Origin of the sequence: Streptomyces sp. SID486, assembly GCF_009865385.1 — a bacterium.
Lineage (GTDB): Bacteria > Actinomycetota > Actinomycetes > Streptomycetales > Streptomycetaceae > Streptomyces.
This window is the reverse complement of the sequence record NZ_WWJT01000131.1, coordinates 1-15,283: the sequence shown is the minus strand read 5'-3', so window position 1 is coordinate 15,283 and position 15,283 is coordinate 1. Positions and strand designations below refer to the sequence as shown.

General features: G+C 73.5%; 15 protein-coding genes and 1 riboswitch. Of the genes, 7 read left to right on the top strand and 8 right to left on the bottom strand.

Features of this window, described 5'->3' with window-relative positions; all coding sequences use genetic code 11:
- Nucleotides 1-128: 128 nt before the first annotated feature.
- The gene (locus GT045_RS06560) at nucleotides 129-1,307 is read right to left on the bottom strand and encodes an aminotransferase class I/II-fold pyridoxal phosphate-dependent enzyme (protein ID WP_161294354.1); all 1,179 of its coding nucleotides are present in this window, start codon (nucleotides 1,305-1,307) and stop codon (nucleotides 129-131) included.
- Between the two features lie 260 nt (nucleotides 1,308-1,567).
- Here GT045_RS06560 and GT045_RS06555 point away from each other — a divergent pair, with 260 nt between their 5' ends.
- Together GT045_RS06555 and GT045_RS06550 are read left to right on the top strand one after the other, a co-directional pair.
- A complete protein-coding gene (locus GT045_RS06555) occupies nucleotides 1,568-2,398 on the top strand; it encodes an SAM-dependent methyltransferase (RefSeq protein ID WP_161333581.1) in 831 nt (276 codons plus the stop codon).
- A 118-nt stretch (nucleotides 2,399-2,516) separates the two neighbouring features.
- A complete protein-coding gene (locus tag GT045_RS06550; RefSeq protein ID WP_161333580.1) occupies nucleotides 2,517-3,893 on the top strand; it encodes a S1 family peptidase in 1,377 nt (458 codons plus the stop codon).
- A 124-nt stretch (nucleotides 3,894-4,017) separates the two neighbouring features.
- Here GT045_RS06550 and GT045_RS06545 read toward each other — a convergent pair whose 3' ends face one another.
- Both GT045_RS06545 and GT045_RS06540 read right to left on the bottom strand, forming a co-directional pair.
- Nucleotides 4,018-4,203: a hypothetical protein gene (locus GT045_RS06545; RefSeq protein ID WP_161298723.1), complete on the bottom strand. Its 186-nt coding sequence runs from the start codon at nucleotides 4,201-4,203 to the stop codon at nucleotides 4,018-4,020.
- Between the two features lie 99 nt (nucleotides 4,204-4,302).
- Nucleotides 4,303-5,451: an ROK family transcriptional regulator gene (locus GT045_RS06540; protein WP_202516847.1), complete on the bottom strand. Its 1,149-nt coding sequence runs from the start codon at nucleotides 5,449-5,451 to the stop codon at nucleotides 4,303-4,305.
- A 128-nt stretch (nucleotides 5,452-5,579) separates the two neighbouring features.
- Between GT045_RS06540 and GT045_RS06535 the strand changes: the two genes are divergently transcribed.
- Nucleotides 5,580-6,782: a Gfo/Idh/MocA family oxidoreductase gene (locus tag GT045_RS06535; protein ID WP_161333579.1), complete on the top strand. Its 1,203-nt coding sequence runs from the start codon at nucleotides 5,580-5,582 to the stop codon at nucleotides 6,780-6,782.
- 34 nt (nucleotides 6,783-6,816) lie between these two features.
- On the opposite strand, the gene GT045_RS06530 is transcribed toward GT045_RS06535, so the two are convergent.
- Together GT045_RS06530 and GT045_RS06525 are read right to left on the bottom strand one after the other, a co-directional pair.
- Nucleotides 6,817-7,512 (bottom strand): L,D-transpeptidase family protein, encoded by a 696-nt coding sequence (locus GT045_RS06530; protein ID WP_161298725.1) that lies wholly within the window; start codon nucleotides 7,510-7,512, stop codon nucleotides 6,817-6,819.
- A 153-nt stretch (nucleotides 7,513-7,665) separates the two neighbouring features.
- Complete coding sequence (locus GT045_RS06525; protein ID WP_161333578.1) at nucleotides 7,666-9,054, bottom strand: PLP-dependent aminotransferase family protein; 1,389 nt, start codon at nucleotides 9,052-9,054, stop codon at nucleotides 7,666-7,668.
- A 75-nt stretch (nucleotides 9,055-9,129) separates the two neighbouring features.
- Here GT045_RS06525 and GT045_RS06520 point away from each other — a divergent pair, with 75 nt between their 5' ends.
- Together GT045_RS06520 and GT045_RS06515 are read left to right on the top strand one after the other, a co-directional pair.
- Nucleotides 9,130-10,518, top strand: a complete 1,389-nt coding sequence (locus GT045_RS06520) for a pyridoxal-dependent decarboxylase (RefSeq protein WP_161333577.1) — start codon at nucleotides 9,130-9,132, stop codon at nucleotides 10,516-10,518.
- 129 nt (nucleotides 10,519-10,647) lie between these two features.
- Nucleotides 10,648-11,187 (top strand): hypothetical protein, encoded by a 540-nt coding sequence (locus GT045_RS06515; RefSeq protein ID WP_161333576.1) that lies wholly within the window; start codon nucleotides 10,648-10,650, stop codon nucleotides 11,185-11,187.
- Nucleotides 11,188-11,367: 180 nt separating this feature from the next.
- On the opposite strand, the gene GT045_RS06510 is transcribed toward GT045_RS06515, so the two are convergent.
- The 3 genes from GT045_RS06510 to GT045_RS06500 form a co-directional block, all read right to left on the bottom strand.
- Nucleotides 11,368-11,997 (bottom strand): MBL fold metallo-hydrolase, encoded by a 630-nt coding sequence (locus GT045_RS06510; protein WP_161286890.1) that lies wholly within the window; start codon nucleotides 11,995-11,997, stop codon nucleotides 11,368-11,370.
- Entirely contained in the window at nucleotides 11,997-13,085 is a 1,089-nt protein-coding gene (locus GT045_RS06505; protein ID WP_161286891.1) for an S-(hydroxymethyl)mycothiol dehydrogenase, read from the bottom strand. Before GT045_RS06505 ends, GT045_RS06510 begins: the two co-directional genes overlap by 1 nt.
- A gap of 206 nt (nucleotides 13,086-13,291) precedes the next feature.
- On the bottom strand, nucleotides 13,292-13,597 hold the full coding sequence (locus GT045_RS06500) for a hypothetical protein (protein ID WP_161286892.1): 306 nt from the start codon (nucleotides 13,595-13,597) through the stop codon (nucleotides 13,292-13,294).
- A 173-nt stretch (nucleotides 13,598-13,770) separates the two neighbouring features.
- On the opposite strand from GT045_RS06500, the gene GT045_RS06495 reads away from it, so the two are divergent.
- Together GT045_RS06495 and GT045_RS06490 are read left to right on the top strand one after the other, a co-directional pair.
- On the top strand, nucleotides 13,771-14,136 hold the full coding sequence (locus GT045_RS06495; protein ID WP_161286893.1) for a nuclear transport factor 2 family protein: 366 nt from the start codon (nucleotides 13,771-13,773) through the stop codon (nucleotides 14,134-14,136).
- A gap of 114 nt (nucleotides 14,137-14,250) precedes the next feature.
- A riboswitch (ZMP/ZTP riboswitch) is annotated at nucleotides 14,251-14,331 on the top strand.
- 26 nt (nucleotides 14,332-14,357) lie between these two features.
- Nucleotides 14,358-15,206 (top strand): bifunctional 5,10-methylenetetrahydrofolate dehydrogenase/5,10-methenyltetrahydrofolate cyclohydrolase, encoded by an 849-nt coding sequence (locus tag GT045_RS06490; protein ID WP_161333575.1) that lies wholly within the window; start codon nucleotides 14,358-14,360, stop codon nucleotides 15,204-15,206.
- Nucleotides 15,207-15,283 lie beyond the last annotated feature (77 nt).

Genomic DNA, 15,283 nt, shown 5'->3' with positions numbered 1-15,283 from the left:
GGGTCAGGCGAGGGCCGGGCCGGGCCGGCGGTCCGGTGGCCGGGTTCAGGCGAGGACCGGGCCGGGCCAGCGGTCCCGCGGTCGGATTTGGGCGAGGACCGGCCGGGCCGGCGGTCCCGCGGCCGGGTTCAGGCGAGGGCCGCCGCCATCCGCCGTACCGCCTCGGTGAGGATGTCGGGCGATGTCGCCAGGTTCAGTCGTGCGTGTCCCGCGCCGCCGGTGCCGAACGGCAGTCCGGAGCTGAGGGCCACCCGGCCGCGTTCGAGGAAGGCACCGGCGGGGTCGTCGCCGAGGCCGAGCGCACGACAGTCGAGCCACGCGAGGAAGGTGGCCTCGGCGGGGTGCACCCGGACGTCGGGCAGGTGGCCGGCCAGCAGGTCCGCCAGCAGGCGCCGGTTGGCCCGCAGCCCGGCCAGCAGCGCGTCGAGCCAGTCGCCGGCCTCCCGCAGGGCGGCGGTGTGCGCGATGACGCCGACATGGCTCGGGCCGTGGCTCACCTCTTCGGGCAGCCGGGCCAGGTCGGCGGCGGCAGCGGGCCCCGCGAGGGCCAGCGCGGCTTTGAGCCCGGCCAGGTTCCAGCCCTTGGAGGCCGACATCAGGGACAGGCCGCGCTCGGCGCCGGGCACGCTCAGGTAGGGCACGAAGGGGACGCCCGGGGTGACGAGCGGGGCGTGGATCTCGTCGGCGACGACCCGGACGCCGTACCGTTCCGCCAGGCCGGCGACGGTGGCGAGTTCGGCGGCGGTGTGCACGGTGCCGGTGGGATTGTGCGGACTGCACAGCAGGTAGGCGGCCCGGCCGCCGTCTGCGGTGGCCCGCTGGAACGTCTCCTCCAGGAGTCCGGGGTCCAGGCGCAGGCCGGCGCCGAGCGGGGCGTCCACCACCCGGCGGTCCATGTGGGTGACGAACTGGAAGAACGGCGGGTACACCGGCGGATTGACGATCACCGGGTCGCCGGGCCCGGTGACGAGCCTGATCATCTCGACCACGCCGAGCATCACGTCCGGGACGATCGCGGTCCGCTCCGGGGCGACGCCGTGCCAGTCCCAGCGCCGGGCGGCGAAGGCGGCGAGGGCCTCGGCGTAGGCGGTGCCGGCGGGGTACCCGGTGTCGCCGAGGGCGAGTGCGTCCGTGACGGCGCGGACGACCGGTTCGGCCAGCGGGACGTCCATCTCGGCCACCCACAGGGGCAGCACGTCCTCGGGGTAGGTGCGCCATTTCATGCTCGTACGACGTCGCAGCCGCTCCAGGCCGAGTGCGCGCAGCGGGTCCGGTACGCCGGGGGTGTCGTGCGGGATGCGGGTCATGGGGCTCAAGATAGGCGGCCGCGGGGCGAGCCGGACGGAGGCGGCGGGCCGTACGAGCCGGACGGAGCCGGTGACCGTGGGAGCCGGAGGACCCTACGAGCCGGTGACCGTGCGAGCCGGAGGACCGTACGAGCCGGTGGTGACGGCGGCGGCGGAATTCGCCGGCCGGGCAGCGAAGGTCAACTCGGGCGTCTAGATTGCGTCGTGCACGGTGTATCTCTCGTCAGGCATCTCATCAGGCATCCAGGAGCTGACCCCACGTGACCGACAACCCGGCAGCCACCAACGACGTGGCCGGGTCGCTGCGCGCCCGCATCAACACCAGCCAGCCGCACACCGCCCGGATCTGGAACTACTGGCTGGGCGGCAAGGACAACTACGAGGTCGACCGTGCGGCCGGCGACCAGATCCGCCAACTGCACCCGGGCATCGGGGAGTACGCCCGGGCCGACCGGCTCTTCCTGGGCCGCGCGGTACGCCATCTGGTCCGTGACCTCGGCATCCGGCAGTTCCTGGACATCGGCACCGGGCTGCCCACCGCCGACAACACCCACGAGGTGGCGCAGCGGATCGCGCCGGAGTCCCGGATCGTGTACGTCGACAACGACCCCCTGGTCCTGGCGCACGCGCGGGCCCTGCTGACCAGCACGCCCGAGGGCCGTACGGACTATCTGGACGAGGACCTGCGCAACGTCGACGCCATCCTCGAACACGCCTCGCGCACCCTGGACTTCACCGAGCCGGTGGCGCTGATCCTGCTCGGGGTGGTCATCTTCGTCGGCGACGAGGAGGACCCGTACGGTCTGGTGCGGCAGCTGACGGACCGCCTGCCGTCCGGCAGCCACCTGGTGCTGTCCCACACCATCACCAGCCCGACGATGCCGGACGTGGACGAGGCGGTGAAGTTCTGGAACGAGCACGGCACCCCGAAGCTCACGCAGCGCCGCCCCGAGGACGTGGTCCGGTTCTTCGACGGACTGCAACTGCTGGAGCCGGGCGTGGTGTCCTGCTCGCGCTGGCGCCCGGAGCACGATCACGGGGCCGAGCCGGAGGAGGTCGCGATGTTCGGCGGGGTGGCCCGCAAGAACTGACTGCGGCCGGTGAACGCCGCCGTCACGGACGCCGTATCCAGGGGCGGGCCCCCGACGTTCCGAGGGCTCCGCGGTGCCGGTCGGGGCACCGCGCGTCCGGCGGCTTCGGGAGCCATGCATGCGGCACGTACGACGACGGGTCGTCCGGCGAGTGACACGGCTGGCGGCGGTCGGCGGACTCGTCCTGGGAGGCGCGATGGTCGCGCAGGCGGCCATGGCGAGCCAGACCCCGCCGGCCTCCGTCAGAACGCTCGGCTCCGCCGGGGACACCGGCGCCGCGCTGGCGGCACGCCTGGGCACAGCCCGGACGGCGGGCAGCTGGATCGGCGCCGACGGGCGCCCGGTCGTGGCGGTGACCGACCGGTCGGCGGCACGGGCCGTCCGGGCGGCCGGGGCCGAGGCGAAGGTCGTGGCGCACAGCATGGACGAGCTGAAGTCGGCGACGGCCACGCTGGGTTCGGCGCCCCGGGTGGCGGGCACGGCCTGGGCGGTGGACTACCGGACCAACCGGGTCGTGGTGCGGGCGGACCGCACCGTGTCCGCCGGGGACTGGTCGCGGCTGACCGGGGTCGCCGCGCGGATCGGTGGTTTCGTGCACATGGAGCGTACGAAGGGCACGTTCACCACACGGCTGAACGGCGCCCAGCCGATCCTGTCGACCGGCGGCCGCTGCTCGGCGGGGTTCAACGTCACGAACGGGCAGTCGGACTTCATCCTCACGGCCGGCCACTGCGGGCCCGCCGGGTCCGTCTGGTTCGCCGACAACCAGGGCGGCCGGCAGCTCGGCTCCACCGTGAACAGCGCTTTCCCGGGCAACGACTTCTCGCTCGTGCAGTACGCCGGCGGCAAGGCCGGGGAGGGTGCCGACGTCGTGGCGGTGGGCGGCGGCAAGGGTGTGCGGATCACCGGGGCCGCCGATCCGGCGGTCGGGCAGCGGGTGTTCCGCAGCGGCAGCACCAGCGGGCTGCACGACGGCCGGGTCACCGCGCTGAACGCGACCGTCAACTATCCGGAGGGGACGGTCACCGGGCTCATCGAGACCGACGTGTGCGCCGAACCGGGCGACAGCGGCGGCCCGATGTTCTCCGAGGGCGTCGCCCTCGGTGTCACCTCGGGCGGCAGCGGTGACTGCACCACGGGCGGGACGACGTTCTTCCAGCCGGTGACCCAGGCGATGGCGACGCTCGGGGTCCGGCTGATCGTGTCGGCGCAGAACGCGGGCGGCGCCCAGGGCGGCCCGCCGTCCGGTGCGCCGCCGGCCCCCGCCGGCCAGGGCGCGATGGCCCCCAACTCGGCCTCGCCGGGCTCCTCGGCACCGGTCACGGGCGGCGCGGAGGGCGGCACGCTGCTGGCGCGGCTGACGGATCCCCGCAACGTGGGGCCCGGCCTGCTGGTCATCGCGGGCAGTCTGATCGCGCTGGTCGCGACCCGGTACATCCGGGCCGAGCAGGACCGCAAGGCGTATCAGCGGTACTACTCGGCGACCTGGGGGTGAACGGAGTCCCGGCACCCGGCCCCGGAGCGGGGAGAGGCGGAGCCGGCGGAACCGGGCACGACGGAAAGGGCACCCGTGCGGTCACGGGTGCCCTCGGCGGTACGGCGCGGTGTGCGCGGGTCGGTCAGGCCGCCCGGTGCGGCTGCGGGGCCGCGGCGGCCCACTCCATCACGAGGCGCTGGTACTGCGCGCGCTGCTCGGTGGTCAGTGTCCCGCCCGACCGGCGCCACAGCGCCCGGATCTCCTCGTTGACCTCCGCGGCCGATCGCTCGGAGGCGGTTGCAACAGTGGTGGACATGCTGTGAAGCATATGCCGACCGACGTGAAGGCGCCGTGAGTAAGTAGCCGCGATACGGACATATCGGACCGTGTTACTCATCACGTCAATGTGTCAACCGGAAGCGGGAGTTCACTGCCCGGTCAGGCCGAGCACCAGCACCTGGATCGCCGGTACGGCCGCCCCGCGCGCCCAGTCGTGGAAGTCGGAGACCTTCGTCTCCAGGTCCACGGGGGCGGCCAGCGGGTGCCGGTGGGCGCGGACGGTGTCGCGGACCGTGTCCCCGGCCACATCCATCAGGCCGACCCCCTCCCCGGCGAGCAGGATCTTCTGCGGCATCGCGAAGTTGGCGATCTGCGCGACCAGGGTGCCCAGGGCGCGGGCGGCCTCGTCGACGACCCGGAAGGCCATCGGCTCGCCGGCCGCGGCACCGGCGAGGATCTCCTCGTAGCCGGTGTCGCGGCCGGTGGCGGCAGCGACCTGGTAGCGGATGCTCGGGATGGTGAGGTACGACACGGCACTGCCCCGCGCGCCCTCGGGAGTGAGCGGGCCGTGCGGGTCGATGATCCAGTTCCGGCCGAAGCCGCGGTCCTCCTCGTCGTGCGGCACCCGGCTGCCGCCGAGCACCAGCCCGTAGCCGATGCCGGCACCGATGGTCAGGACGGCGAAGCGGTCGAGCCCCCGGCCCGCGCCGAACCAGGTCTCGGCCTCCACCAGGGCCGCCACATCGTTCTCCACCACGACAGGCAGTCCGGTGCGCTCCCGTACGAGTGCCGCGAGGGGCACGTCCCGCCAGCCCAGGAAGGCCGACTCGGCGACGACCGACCGCTCGTGCACCCGTCCGCCCACACCGATGCCGATGCCGGCCGGGGCGGGGTGGCCGGCGGAGAGGTCTCCGGCCGCCTCGGCCAGCAGGCCGGCGACGGCACCCGGGTCGTGCGTGGCCAGCGGGCGGTCCAGCCGGGCGGTCACCTCACCGCGCAGGGTGGTGCGGACGCCGTGGACCCGGTCGGCGGTGATCTTGAAACCGAGGAAGGAGCGGGCCCCGGCGACGACGTCGAGCGGCCGCGAGGGACGCCCCTGCCGGGTCTCCCCCGCCCCGCCGGGCCCGGCGGCCTCCACCAGCAGCCCGGACTCGATCAGCGGCTTGGTCAGTCGGGTGAGGCTGCCCTGGGAAAGGCGCAGCCGGCGGGCCAGCTCGGTGCGCGAGAGCGGGCCGTGCACGAGCACCTCGATCGCCACGGAGCGCTCCACGGGACTGAGCGGCTGCCAACTGGACATGAAGTCCGGTACCCCATTTTCTTTCGACTCAGAAGCAATGGCGCCAGACTAGCGGGAGAGTCGGCGCACATGAGCCGTCCTTGCCGACATCTTGACGGGAGGATTCTTCCGTCCCGAAAGTAATCGGTATGACTTTCTCTCTCGGCATCGTCGGCGCGGGGCAGTTCTCCGGACAGTTCGCCACGCTCTTCCAGGCCCATCCGGGCGTTCGTGAGGTCCACGTCACGGATCTGCTGCCCGAGCGGGCCGAGCGGCTCGCCGCCGAGCGAGGTCTCGCGGGCACGTTCCCGTCGTACGAGGCGATGCTGGAGTCGCCGGCCGTGGACGCGGTCGCGGTCTTCACCCAGCGCTGGACCCACGGCCCGCTGGTCCTGCGGGCCCTGAACGCGGGCAAGCACGTGTACTCGGCCGTACCCATGGCCGTCACCACCGAGGAGATCGCGGCGATCGTCGAGGCGGTCAGGGCCACCGGGCTGACCTACATGATGGGCGAGACCAGCCACTACCACCCGGCCACCGTGCACGCCCGCGACCGGATCGCCCGGGGCGCCTTCGGCCGCGTCTTCTACGCCGAGGGCGACTACGTCCACGACATGGACCTCGGGTTCTACGACGCCTACCGGTACAGCGGCGGAGCCGACTGGAAGGCGACCGCCAGCTATCCCCCGCTGCTGTACCCGACGCACTCGGTCGGCGGGGTGCTCGGCGCCTGGCGGACCCACGCGGTGAGCGTGTCGGCGATCGGGGTGCGCGACGAGCGGGGTGACGGCGTCTTCGACCGTTCGGTGAGCCAGTTCGACAACGACGTGTCCAACGCGACGGCCCTGTTCGAGGTGGCGGGCGGCGGATCGTTCCGTACGAACGAGTTCCGGCGGGTCGGCTACCCCTCGCACATCCGGGAATCCCGGTTCCGGTTCTTCGGGACCGAGGCCAGCATGGAGCAGCTGGCGACGGTGGCGCTGTGGCAGGACAAGAACGGGGTCGAGGACATCAGCGAACTGCTGGAGCCCCGGCGGACGCCGACGCCCGGCGACCCGTCGTCGGCGCACGTCGCGCCCGCGTTGCGGGCGGCCTTCACCTCGGGCGCGGCACCGGTGCACGACCGGTCACGGCTGCCGGGGGAGTTCGACGGGCTGCCCAACGGGCACGAGGGCAGCCACCACTTCCTGGCGGACGACTTCGTCACCGCCGTCACCACGCGCACGCAGCCGCCGGTGAACGCGTGGGTGGCCGCCCGCTACACCCTGCCGGGCGTCATCGCGCACGAATCGGCACGGCAGGGCGGAGTGCGGCTGGAGATCCCGGACTTCGGGGACGCCCCCGGGGTGTGACGCGAGCCGTCCGGCTCAGGTGCACGGCTACGGCTCAGGTGCCCGGCTTGCGGCCGTAGACGAAGACGTCGTCGCCGTTCTTCAGCAGCGACCAGTACTTCTTGGCCACCGCCGGCGTCATGTTGACGCAGCCGTGCGAACCCGGCGGGTTCCACATGCTCAGGCCCACCGAGTGGAACGCCTGGCCGCCGTCGAAGAACTGGCTGTAGGGCATCGGCACGTCATAGAGGTCGGACACGTGGTCGATGTCCCGCCAGTAGATCTTCTTCAGACCGGTGCGGGTCTCGTAGCCGTCGCGTCCGGTGCGCACCGGCACCGGGCCGTAGACCAGCCGGCTGCCGTCCTGGATCCAGCTGAGCTGGAGCGTGAGGTTCACGCAGGCGATCCGGCCCTTGTTCGTGGGGCACTTGCCTGCCTTGTTCGGCTTGTCGCCCACGGCCTTCTGCTTGTTCATCAGGTCCATCACACCCCAGGTGACGGGCCCGGCATAGCCGATGTTCGGTGTGATGCCGTGCTTGTTCTGGAAGGCCTGGACGGCCTTGCAGTCGGCGGCGGACTGCTTGCCGTCGACCGGGCGGCCCAGGAACTTCTCCACCTGCTTCTGGTACGGCCCCGTCGCCGTGGTACAGCTCGCGGCCTGCGCCGGTGCCGCGGTGAAGGCGAGCGCGAGCGGCGCCACCAGTCCCGTGACGCCCAGCGCGACGACGCCTCTTCTGCTTATGCCCCCCATGGTGGCCTCTACCTCTTCCCTGATCCGGTGCTGCGGTCCGTCCGGGCCTTCGCCCGGGGTCTCCCAGCGCGATTCCCGCGGTCTCGGACTACTAGACCCGGCAGGGCGGAGCATGGTTGTGTTTCCGGTCAGGCTGTGACGAAACGGTGAAGTTCAGACCGTACAGCACTCCCTCAGCAGCCCGACCGCCCGGGTCAGCGTCTGCGGGGTCGCCGTGAACGGCAGCCGCAGGTGGCGGCCGAGAGTGGTGCGGTCGGCGCTGAAGTGCGGGCCGGGGGTCACCGCGAGGCCGCGTGCGGCGGCCCGGGCCGCGAGGTCGACGGCGTGCGGGCCGGTGGCACCCAGGTGCAGCCACAGGGTCAGGCCGCCCGCCGGGACCGTGAAGGTCCAGCCCGTGCCGTCGAGCAGCGCGACGAGGTGGTCGCGCTGGGCGCGCAGCCGGGCCCGCCGGTCCGCGAGCACGGACGAGAGCGGCGCGCCGAGCAGTTCGGCGGCGACGAGCTGCTCCAGGGGCGGCGGCGCGAGCAGGGCCTGGAGCGGACCGATCCGCAGCTGCCGTACGAGGTCGGCGCCGGCCCGGATCCAGCCGACCCGCAGGCCGCTCCACAGCGTCTTGCTCGCGGAGCCGATCTGGATCACGTGCGCCCCGGCGAGGTGGGGTTCGGTGCCGGCGGGTGTTCGCAGGTCCAGGTCGCGCATGGTCTCGTCGGCGATGACGGTCACTCCGTGGCGGTCGGCGAGCTCGGCGACCGCCCGGCGTCCGGCCGCGGTCATGTGGGCGCCGGTCGGGTTATGGAAGTCGGGGACCAGGTAGGCCAGTCGGGGCCGGTGCCGGTGGACGGTGGCGGTCAGATGCGCGGTGTCCCAGCCGTCCGCGGCCGAGACGGGAACCGGCAGCAGCCGGGTCCCGCGGGCCCGCAGCACGGCGAGGGCGCCGGGGAAGGCCGGGTTCTCCACCAGCACGGGTGCCCTGCGGTCGGTGTGCAGGTGATCCAGGAGCAGGGTGAGGGCGGCCCGGGCGCCTGCGGTCACCAGGATCTGTTCGGGGCGGGTGGCGAGGCCGGCGCGGGTGTAGCGGTCCGCCAGGAGTTCACGGAGCCGGGGCAGGCCGGCCGTGGCGACGCCGGAGTCGACGAGCAGGGGCGCGCTCAGCTCGGCGGCGCGGGCGAGGGCGGCGCGGTAGGCGTCGTGGGGCGCGGCGGTCACCGCGAGGGTGAGGTCGAGGGCGGCGTCGGCGGCACCGCCCCGGTCGAGGGACCAGGGAGTGGTGCGCTCGGTGAGGCGGGCGGGCAGGCGTACGGCGCTGCCGCTGCCGTGCCGGGTGCGCAGCCAGCCGTCGGCGCGCAGCAGGCTGAGCGCGGCGACCACCGTGCCGCGGCTGAGGCGCAGGATGCCGGCCAGCTGCCGTTCGGAGGGCAGCCGGGTGCCGACCGGCAGCCTGCCGTCGGCCACGGCGTCCCGGACCGCCGCCGCGAGGGAACGGGCGAGCGGGCCGGGCCGGGTGCGCCAGTCACCGAGCGCGGCGACGAATCCAGAGTCCACCGGTCCAGTTTTCCTGGTCCACTCCTCACCAAGTGGACCGGGCACCCGCCCGCCCCGCCCTCTACGCTCCGTCGTATGCACCGGACGCTCGCCGACGATCTCTCCCGGCTCCCCGAACTGCTCCAGGCCGCCCGTGACGTCGCCGCCCGGGAGGTGGCGGGGCTGGCCGGCCGGCCGGTGGCCGCGCCCGGCCGGGCTCCCGGGCGGGTGCCGCTGCCGGCCGAGGGCGCGGGGGGCGAGGGCGCCCTCGCCCGGTTCGCCGAGCGGTGGGCGCCCGGCTTCTCCGGCTCCGCCGGTCCGCGCTACCTCGGCTTCGTCACCGGCGGGGCGACGCCCGCGTCCGTGGCCGGGGACTGGCTGACGTCCGCGTTCGACCAGAACCTGTCCGCGGCGGGCGGCTCCTGGGCCCAGGAACTGGAGCGCGAGACCGTGGCGTGGCTGCGTGAGCTGTTCGGGCTGGGAGAGGCGCACAGCGGGGCGTTCGTGACGGGCGCCACCATGTCCAACGCGGTCGGGCTGGCCATCGGCCGGGAGTGGGCCGGGGAACGACTGGGTGTGGACGTCTCCCGGGAGGGTGCCGCGGCCCTGGGTCCGCTCGACGTGCTCTCGGGCAGCCCGCACTCCAGTGTCCCGAAGGCGATGTCGGTGCTGGGCCTCGGCCGGGACCGGCTGTGCCGGGTGCCGCTGCTGTCCGGTGGGCGGGAGGCCGTCGACGTGACCGCGCTGGAGGCGGCGCTGGCCGAGCGGGCGGCCCGGCCGGTGATCGTCGTCGCGAACGCGGGCACGGTGAACACGGTCGACTTCGACGACCTGCGGTCGATCGCCGCCCTGAAGGAACGGTACGACTTCTGGCTGCACGTGGACGGGGCGTTCGGCGCGTTCGCCGCGCTCTGCCCGGAGTACGCCCCGCTGGTCGACGGGCTGGACGCGGCCGACTCGGTCTGCGTGGACCTCCACAAGTGGCTCAACGTCCCCTATGACGCGGCCGTCCAGTTCACCCGGCGACGCGATCTGCAGGTGTCGGTGTTCCACAACTCCTCGCCGTATCTGGGCCTGCCGGAGGGCCAGCCCGACTTCCTGCATCTGACCCCGGAGAACTCGCGCCGGCTGCGGGCCCTGCCGGCCTGGTTCTCGCTGACGGCCTACGGGCGGGACGGGCACCGGGAGATCGTGGAACGCAACGTCGCCCTCGCCCGCCGGCTGGGCGCGGGCGTCGAGGCGCTGCCGGGTCTGCGTCTGCTGGCCCCGGTACGGCTGAACGTGGTGTGCTTCACCCTCGCCGCGGATCCGACCACGGAGCGGGTGGCGGAGCTGGCCCGGGCGGTCACCGCGTCCGGGGAGGCGTATGTGACGCCGACCGTGTACGGCGGGATTCCCGGGCTGCGCGCGGCGTTCAGCAACTGGCGCACCACCGAGGCCGACACCGACCGGGTGCTCCGGGCACTCGCGGCGGCCTCGGGCTGACGGCCGGGACGGGACACGCGGCCGGGGCGCCGGGCGGCTCCCGGCCGACGGTCGCGGCGGTGCCCCGGGCCCGCCGCCATGGGAAGACGGCACGAACGGGGCGGCCGGCGGCGCGGGTAACGTGCTCCCATGACGGCGTTCCTGCAGCAACTCCCGGCCCTCATAGGGGTCGTGATCGGGGCCCTCGGCTCGTATCTGGCCGTGGTGCGCAGCGACCGGGCGAAGTTCCGGCGCGAGGAGGCGGCCCGCTGGGAGGAACGCCGGCTGGCCGTCTACTCGGAGTACGCCCGCACGCTGAAGCGGGCGGTGACGCTGACGTACCGGGTCGCCGCCCACCTCGGCAACGACCCGCACCCCCATCCGCTGTCGCCCGACGAGGCCGCACCGCTGCTCGCCCAGGCCGCCCACGACCGGGATCCGGCGGGCGAGGCCCTGCTCCTGCTGGGCAGCACGGCGGTGGTAGACCAGGCCCGTGTGTGGGTGGTGTCGCTGATGGACATGGAGCGGTTCCTGCGGGAGGGGATCCGCGATCCGCAGGCGTGGCAGGAACTGCTGGAGCGGCAGCGGACCGGCCGTGCGGGCTACTACACGGCCGTGCGCCAGGACCTGGCGCTGCCGCCCGGCCACCCGGCCCGGTGGGCGCTCCCGTCCGCCGACGGCCGGCGGTAGCCCGTGGCCGGCCGGCGTCGGCGGGAGCCCATGACCGGTCGCCGACGGCCGGCGGAGCCCGTGAACGGCCGGCCGGCCGGCGGTCAGCGAGGCGTGCACGGCCGGCCGGCGGTCAGCGGGAGTCCATACCCTGTCGGGTGCGGCGAGCGATGACCGCCGGGGCTGCGCCGGGACGTTCCGTCAGTGTCCGCGCTTGATCCACTCCTCCAGGTGAGGAGCCTCCGCACCGATGGTCGTGCTGTCCCCGTGCCCGGTGAGGACCTTGGTCTCCGGGGGGAGGGTGAGGAGCCGGTCGCGGATGGATTCGATGATCGTCGGGAAGTGGGAGTAGGAGCGTCCCGTGGCGCCCGGGCCGCCCTGGAAGAGGGTGTCGCCGGTGAAGACGGTGCCGAGGGCGGGCTCGTACAGGCAGACGGCGCCGGGGGCGTGCCCGGGGGTGTGCAGCACGGTGAGGTCGGCGCCCGCGGCCTCGATGACCTGGCCGTCCAGGAGGTGCCGGTCGGGGTCGCGGTCGGGGTGCGTCTGCCGCCACAGCGTCAGGTCGTCGGGGTGCAGCCAGATGGTGGCGCCGGTCCGGGCCGCGAGCTCCGGTGCCGCGTTCACGTGGTCGTTGTGGGCGTGCGTGCAGACGATCGCGGTGACCCGCCGGTCGTCGACGGCGCCGAGGACGGCCTCGGCGTCATGGGCGGGGTCGATGACGATCACCTCCCGCTCGTCGCCGACGATCCACACGTTGTTGTCGACGTCCCAGGTGCCGCCGTCGAGGGTGAACTGGCCGGAGGTGACGAGACGTTCGATGCGTACGGTCATCACAGCACCACCACCGAACGCAGCACGTCGCCCTGGTGCATCCGCTCGAACGCCTGCTCCACCTGGTCGAGCCGGACGGTCTCGGTGACGAACGCGTCGAGCGGCAGGCGGCCCTGCAGGTGCAGGTCGACCAGCATGGGGAAGTCGCGGCTGGGCAGACAGTCGCCGTACCAGCTGGACTTGAGGGCGCCGCCGCGGCCGAAGACGTCCAGCAGGGGCAGTTCGAGCTTCATCTCCGGAGTGGGCACGCCGACGAGGACGACGGTGCCGGCGAGGTCGCGGGCGTAGAACGCCTGCTTGTAGGTCTCCGGGCGGCCGACGGCCTCGATGACGACGTCGGCGCCGAAGCCGCCGGTGAGTTCGCGGATCGCCTCGACCGGGTCGGTCTCCTTGGAGTTGACGGCGTGGGTGGCGCCCAGACCGCGGGCCGTGTCCAGTTTGCGGTCGTCGATGTCCACCGCGATGATCTTCGCCGCGCCGGCGAGGTTCGCCCCGGCGACGGCCGCGCCGCCGACCCCGCCGCAGCCGATGACGGCGACCGAGTCGCCCCGGCCCACGTTCCCGGTGTTGATCGCGGCGCCGAGGCCGGCCATCACCCCGCAGCCGAGGAGGCCCGCGACCGCCGGGGAGACGGCCGGGTCGACCTTGGTGCACTGGCCGGCCGCGACCAGCGTCTTCTCGGCGAAGGCGCCGATGCCGAGGGCCGGGGACAGTTCCTGGCCGGTGGCGGCGAGCGTCATCTTCTGCCGTGCGTTGTGGGTGTCGAAGCAGTACCAGGGCCGCCCCCGCAGGCAGGCCCGGCAGTGTCCGCAGACCGCACGCCAGTTGAGGACGACGAAGTCGCCGGGGACGACATCGGTGACGTTCTCGCCGACCGACTCCACGACACCGGCGGCCTCGTGGCCGAGCAGGAAGGGGAAGTCGTCCGAGATGCCGCCCTGCTTGTAGTGCAGATCGGTATGACAGACCCCGCAGGCCTGGATGCGTACGACGGCTTCGCCGGGCCCGGGGTCCGGTACCACGATCGTCTCGACCCGTACGGGCTCGTCCTTGCCCGGTGCGATCACGCCGCGCACTTCCTGCGCCATGGTCTGGTCCCTTCTTCGGTTGCCTTCGCCGCCGACCCTACGCGGGACCGCCCGGCAGGGGGGACGGACCACGACGGTGATCGTGGATCTTTCCGCCACCCGCAACGGGAGTTGGGGAGGGCGGACGGATCCTCCCGCGCTCCCTGGCCCCGGCGCAGCGGTGAGGGCCGCCCCTCGCCGGGACGGCCCTCGGGTACGGCGGGAGATCAGGCCTCGACGGCCGGCAGCAGGCCCGTCACGGGCGCCACCAGACCGGCGACCTGCCACAGTTCGCCCAGCCGGTCCAGCTCGTTGATCTGGTTCAGCGCCCGCGTCTGCTCGGAGACCCGCGGGACCCCGGCCTTGTACTGGGCCGGGATGTCGCTGACGGTGAGCGAGTCGAGCACGGCCATGGGACTGATCTGCCCGGTGGCCGGTGCGCTCGCGTCGGCCGCGTTCGCCAGCGGCGCGGCAAGACCGGTGACCCCGGCGGCGAGGCCGAGGGCGGCGACGATACGTCGTGTTGGGATCATGTCCTCAGCAACGGCCCCGGGCCCCGGCCGGACACGGGCGGCGGGGCGCGCTCACCCGTGAGGCGGAGCCGGGGTGAGCGCGCTTGCCGGGGGCGCCGGGACGGAGGAGGCTCGAAGACGGGACCCGTGCGGCCCGCTCCCGGACGGGCCGCGGGCCCCTGAAGGAGGTCACCATGGGTACCGCGACGGGGTCCGCTTTCGACACCGAGACACTGCGCCGGGCCATAGAGGGGAACACCGGCAACACCCTTCTGTCGCTCTACACCGACGACGCGGAGATCCGCATCGTCGACCGCAACAACCAGCCGAGCCATCCCACGGTCCTGCACGGCCGGGGCCGGATCGCCGAGTTGCTGGACGACATCTACAGCCGCGACATGACACACAAGCTGGACAGGTGCGTGGTCCAGGGCGACCAGGCCGCGTACAGCGAGTCCTGCGAGTACGGGGACGGCACCCGGGTGCTGGCCGAGTCGATGGTCACCCTGCGGGACGGCAAGATCGCCGACCAGCTCATCATCCAGGCCTGGGACGAGTAGGACACCGGTCCGGCACGGCAGCGCCGGGAAGGAGCGCGGGTCCAGGTCGCCCCAGGGCCGGCCTGGACCTCCCCGGCCAGCGGTGACGGGGCGCACGTGCCCTCGGCTACCCTGTACCCGGGCCGTGACTGGCGCTGAGGTGGAGCACCACCGGGGAGCGGTCCGTGGTGTCTGCCGCGCGCCTGGGCGAGGAGAATCGATCCAGCTCAGGAGTGTGCAGCATGACTCAGGCCCGTCTGATGGACGGCACCGCGCCCGCCCGCCGCATCGTCGAGGAAACCGCCCGGCAGGCCGCCGGTCTGACCGAGCGGACCGGGACCGCACCGTGTCTGGCGACCGTGCTGGTCGGCGAGGACCCGGCGTCCGTGACCTACGTCCGCATGAAGCAGAACCGATGCCGCAAGGCCGGCATCGAGTCGCGTCACGTGGCCCTGCCCGCGGCCACGACCACCGAGGAACTCGTCGGCACCCTGCGGGAGTTGTCGGCCGACCCGGGGGTGCACGGCATCCTGCTGCAGCACCCGGTGGGCGAGCACGTCGACGAGCGGGCCGCGTTCGAGGCGATCGCGCCGGAGAAGGACGTGGACGGTGTCACCTTCGCCTCGTTCGCCACGATGAGCTTCGGCCTGCCGGGCTTCGTCTCCTGCACCCCGGGCGGCATCCTGCGGCTGCTGGACGAGTACGGCGTCGACCCGGCCGGCAAGCGAGCCGTGGTCGTGGGCCGCAGCGCGATCCTCGGCAAGCCGGTGGGCATGCTGCTGCTGGCCCGGGACGCGACCGTGACGTACTGCCACTCGCGCACCCGCGATCTGTCGGCGGCGGTCCGCGAGGCCGACATCGTCGTCGCCGCGGTCGGCCGGCCGCGGCTGATCGGCGGGCAGGACATCAAGCCGGGCGCGGTCGTGATCGACGCGGGCTACAACGCGGGGAACGTCGGTGACGTCGACTTCGACTCCGCCGTGGAGCGGGCCTCGCTGATCACGCCGGTGCCGGGCGGGGTGGGGCCGATGACGATCGCCACCCTGCTGGAGCAGACCGTCCAGGCCGCCGCCCGGCAGCTGGGCGCCTGAGGCCCCGACGCCCCGACGGCCGGGCAGCCGGGCGGCCGGGCGGCCGGGGTCACGACGGGCCCAGGCGGCCGGGCTCC

Coding starts and splice junctions, on each gene's coding strand:
- GT045_RS06500 (WP_161286892.1), bottom strand. CDS start 13,597: ATGATCCCAACACGACGTATCGTCGCCGCCCTCGGCCTCGCCGCCGGG.
- GT045_RS06550 (WP_161333580.1), top strand. CDS start 2,517: ATGCGGCACGTACGACGACGGGTCGTCCGGCGAGTGACACGGCTGGCG.
- GT045_RS06510 (WP_161286890.1), bottom strand. CDS start 11,997: ATGACCGTACGCATCGAACGTCTCGTCACCTCCGGCCAGTTCACCCTC.
- GT045_RS06490 (WP_161333575.1), top strand. CDS start 14,358: ATGACTCAGGCCCGTCTGATGGACGGCACCGCGCCCGCCCGCCGCATC.
- GT045_RS06530 (WP_161298725.1), bottom strand. CDS start 7,512: ATGGGGGGCATAAGCAGAAGAGGCGTCGTCGCGCTGGGCGTCACGGGA.
- GT045_RS06540 (WP_202516847.1), bottom strand. CDS start 5,451: ATGTCCAGTTGGCAGCCGCTCAGTCCCGTGGAGCGCTCCGTGGCGATC.
- GT045_RS06520 (WP_161333577.1), top strand. CDS start 9,130: ATGCACCGGACGCTCGCCGACGATCTCTCCCGGCTCCCCGAACTGCTC.
- GT045_RS06560 (WP_161294354.1), bottom strand. CDS start 1,307: ATGACCCGCATCCCGCACGACACCCCCGGCGTACCGGACCCGCTGCGC.
- GT045_RS06515 (WP_161333576.1), top strand. CDS start 10,648: ATGACGGCGTTCCTGCAGCAACTCCCGGCCCTCATAGGGGTCGTGATC.
- GT045_RS06495 (WP_161286893.1), top strand. CDS start 13,771: ATGGGTACCGCGACGGGGTCCGCTTTCGACACCGAGACACTGCGCCGG.
- GT045_RS06535 (WP_161333579.1), top strand. CDS start 5,580: ATGACTTTCTCTCTCGGCATCGTCGGCGCGGGGCAGTTCTCCGGACAG.
- GT045_RS06505 (WP_161286891.1), bottom strand. CDS start 13,085: ATGGCGCAGGAAGTGCGCGGCGTGATCGCACCGGGCAAGGACGAGCCC.
- GT045_RS06545 (WP_161298723.1), bottom strand. CDS start 4,203: ATGCTTCACAGCATGTCCACCACTGTTGCAACCGCCTCCGAGCGATCG.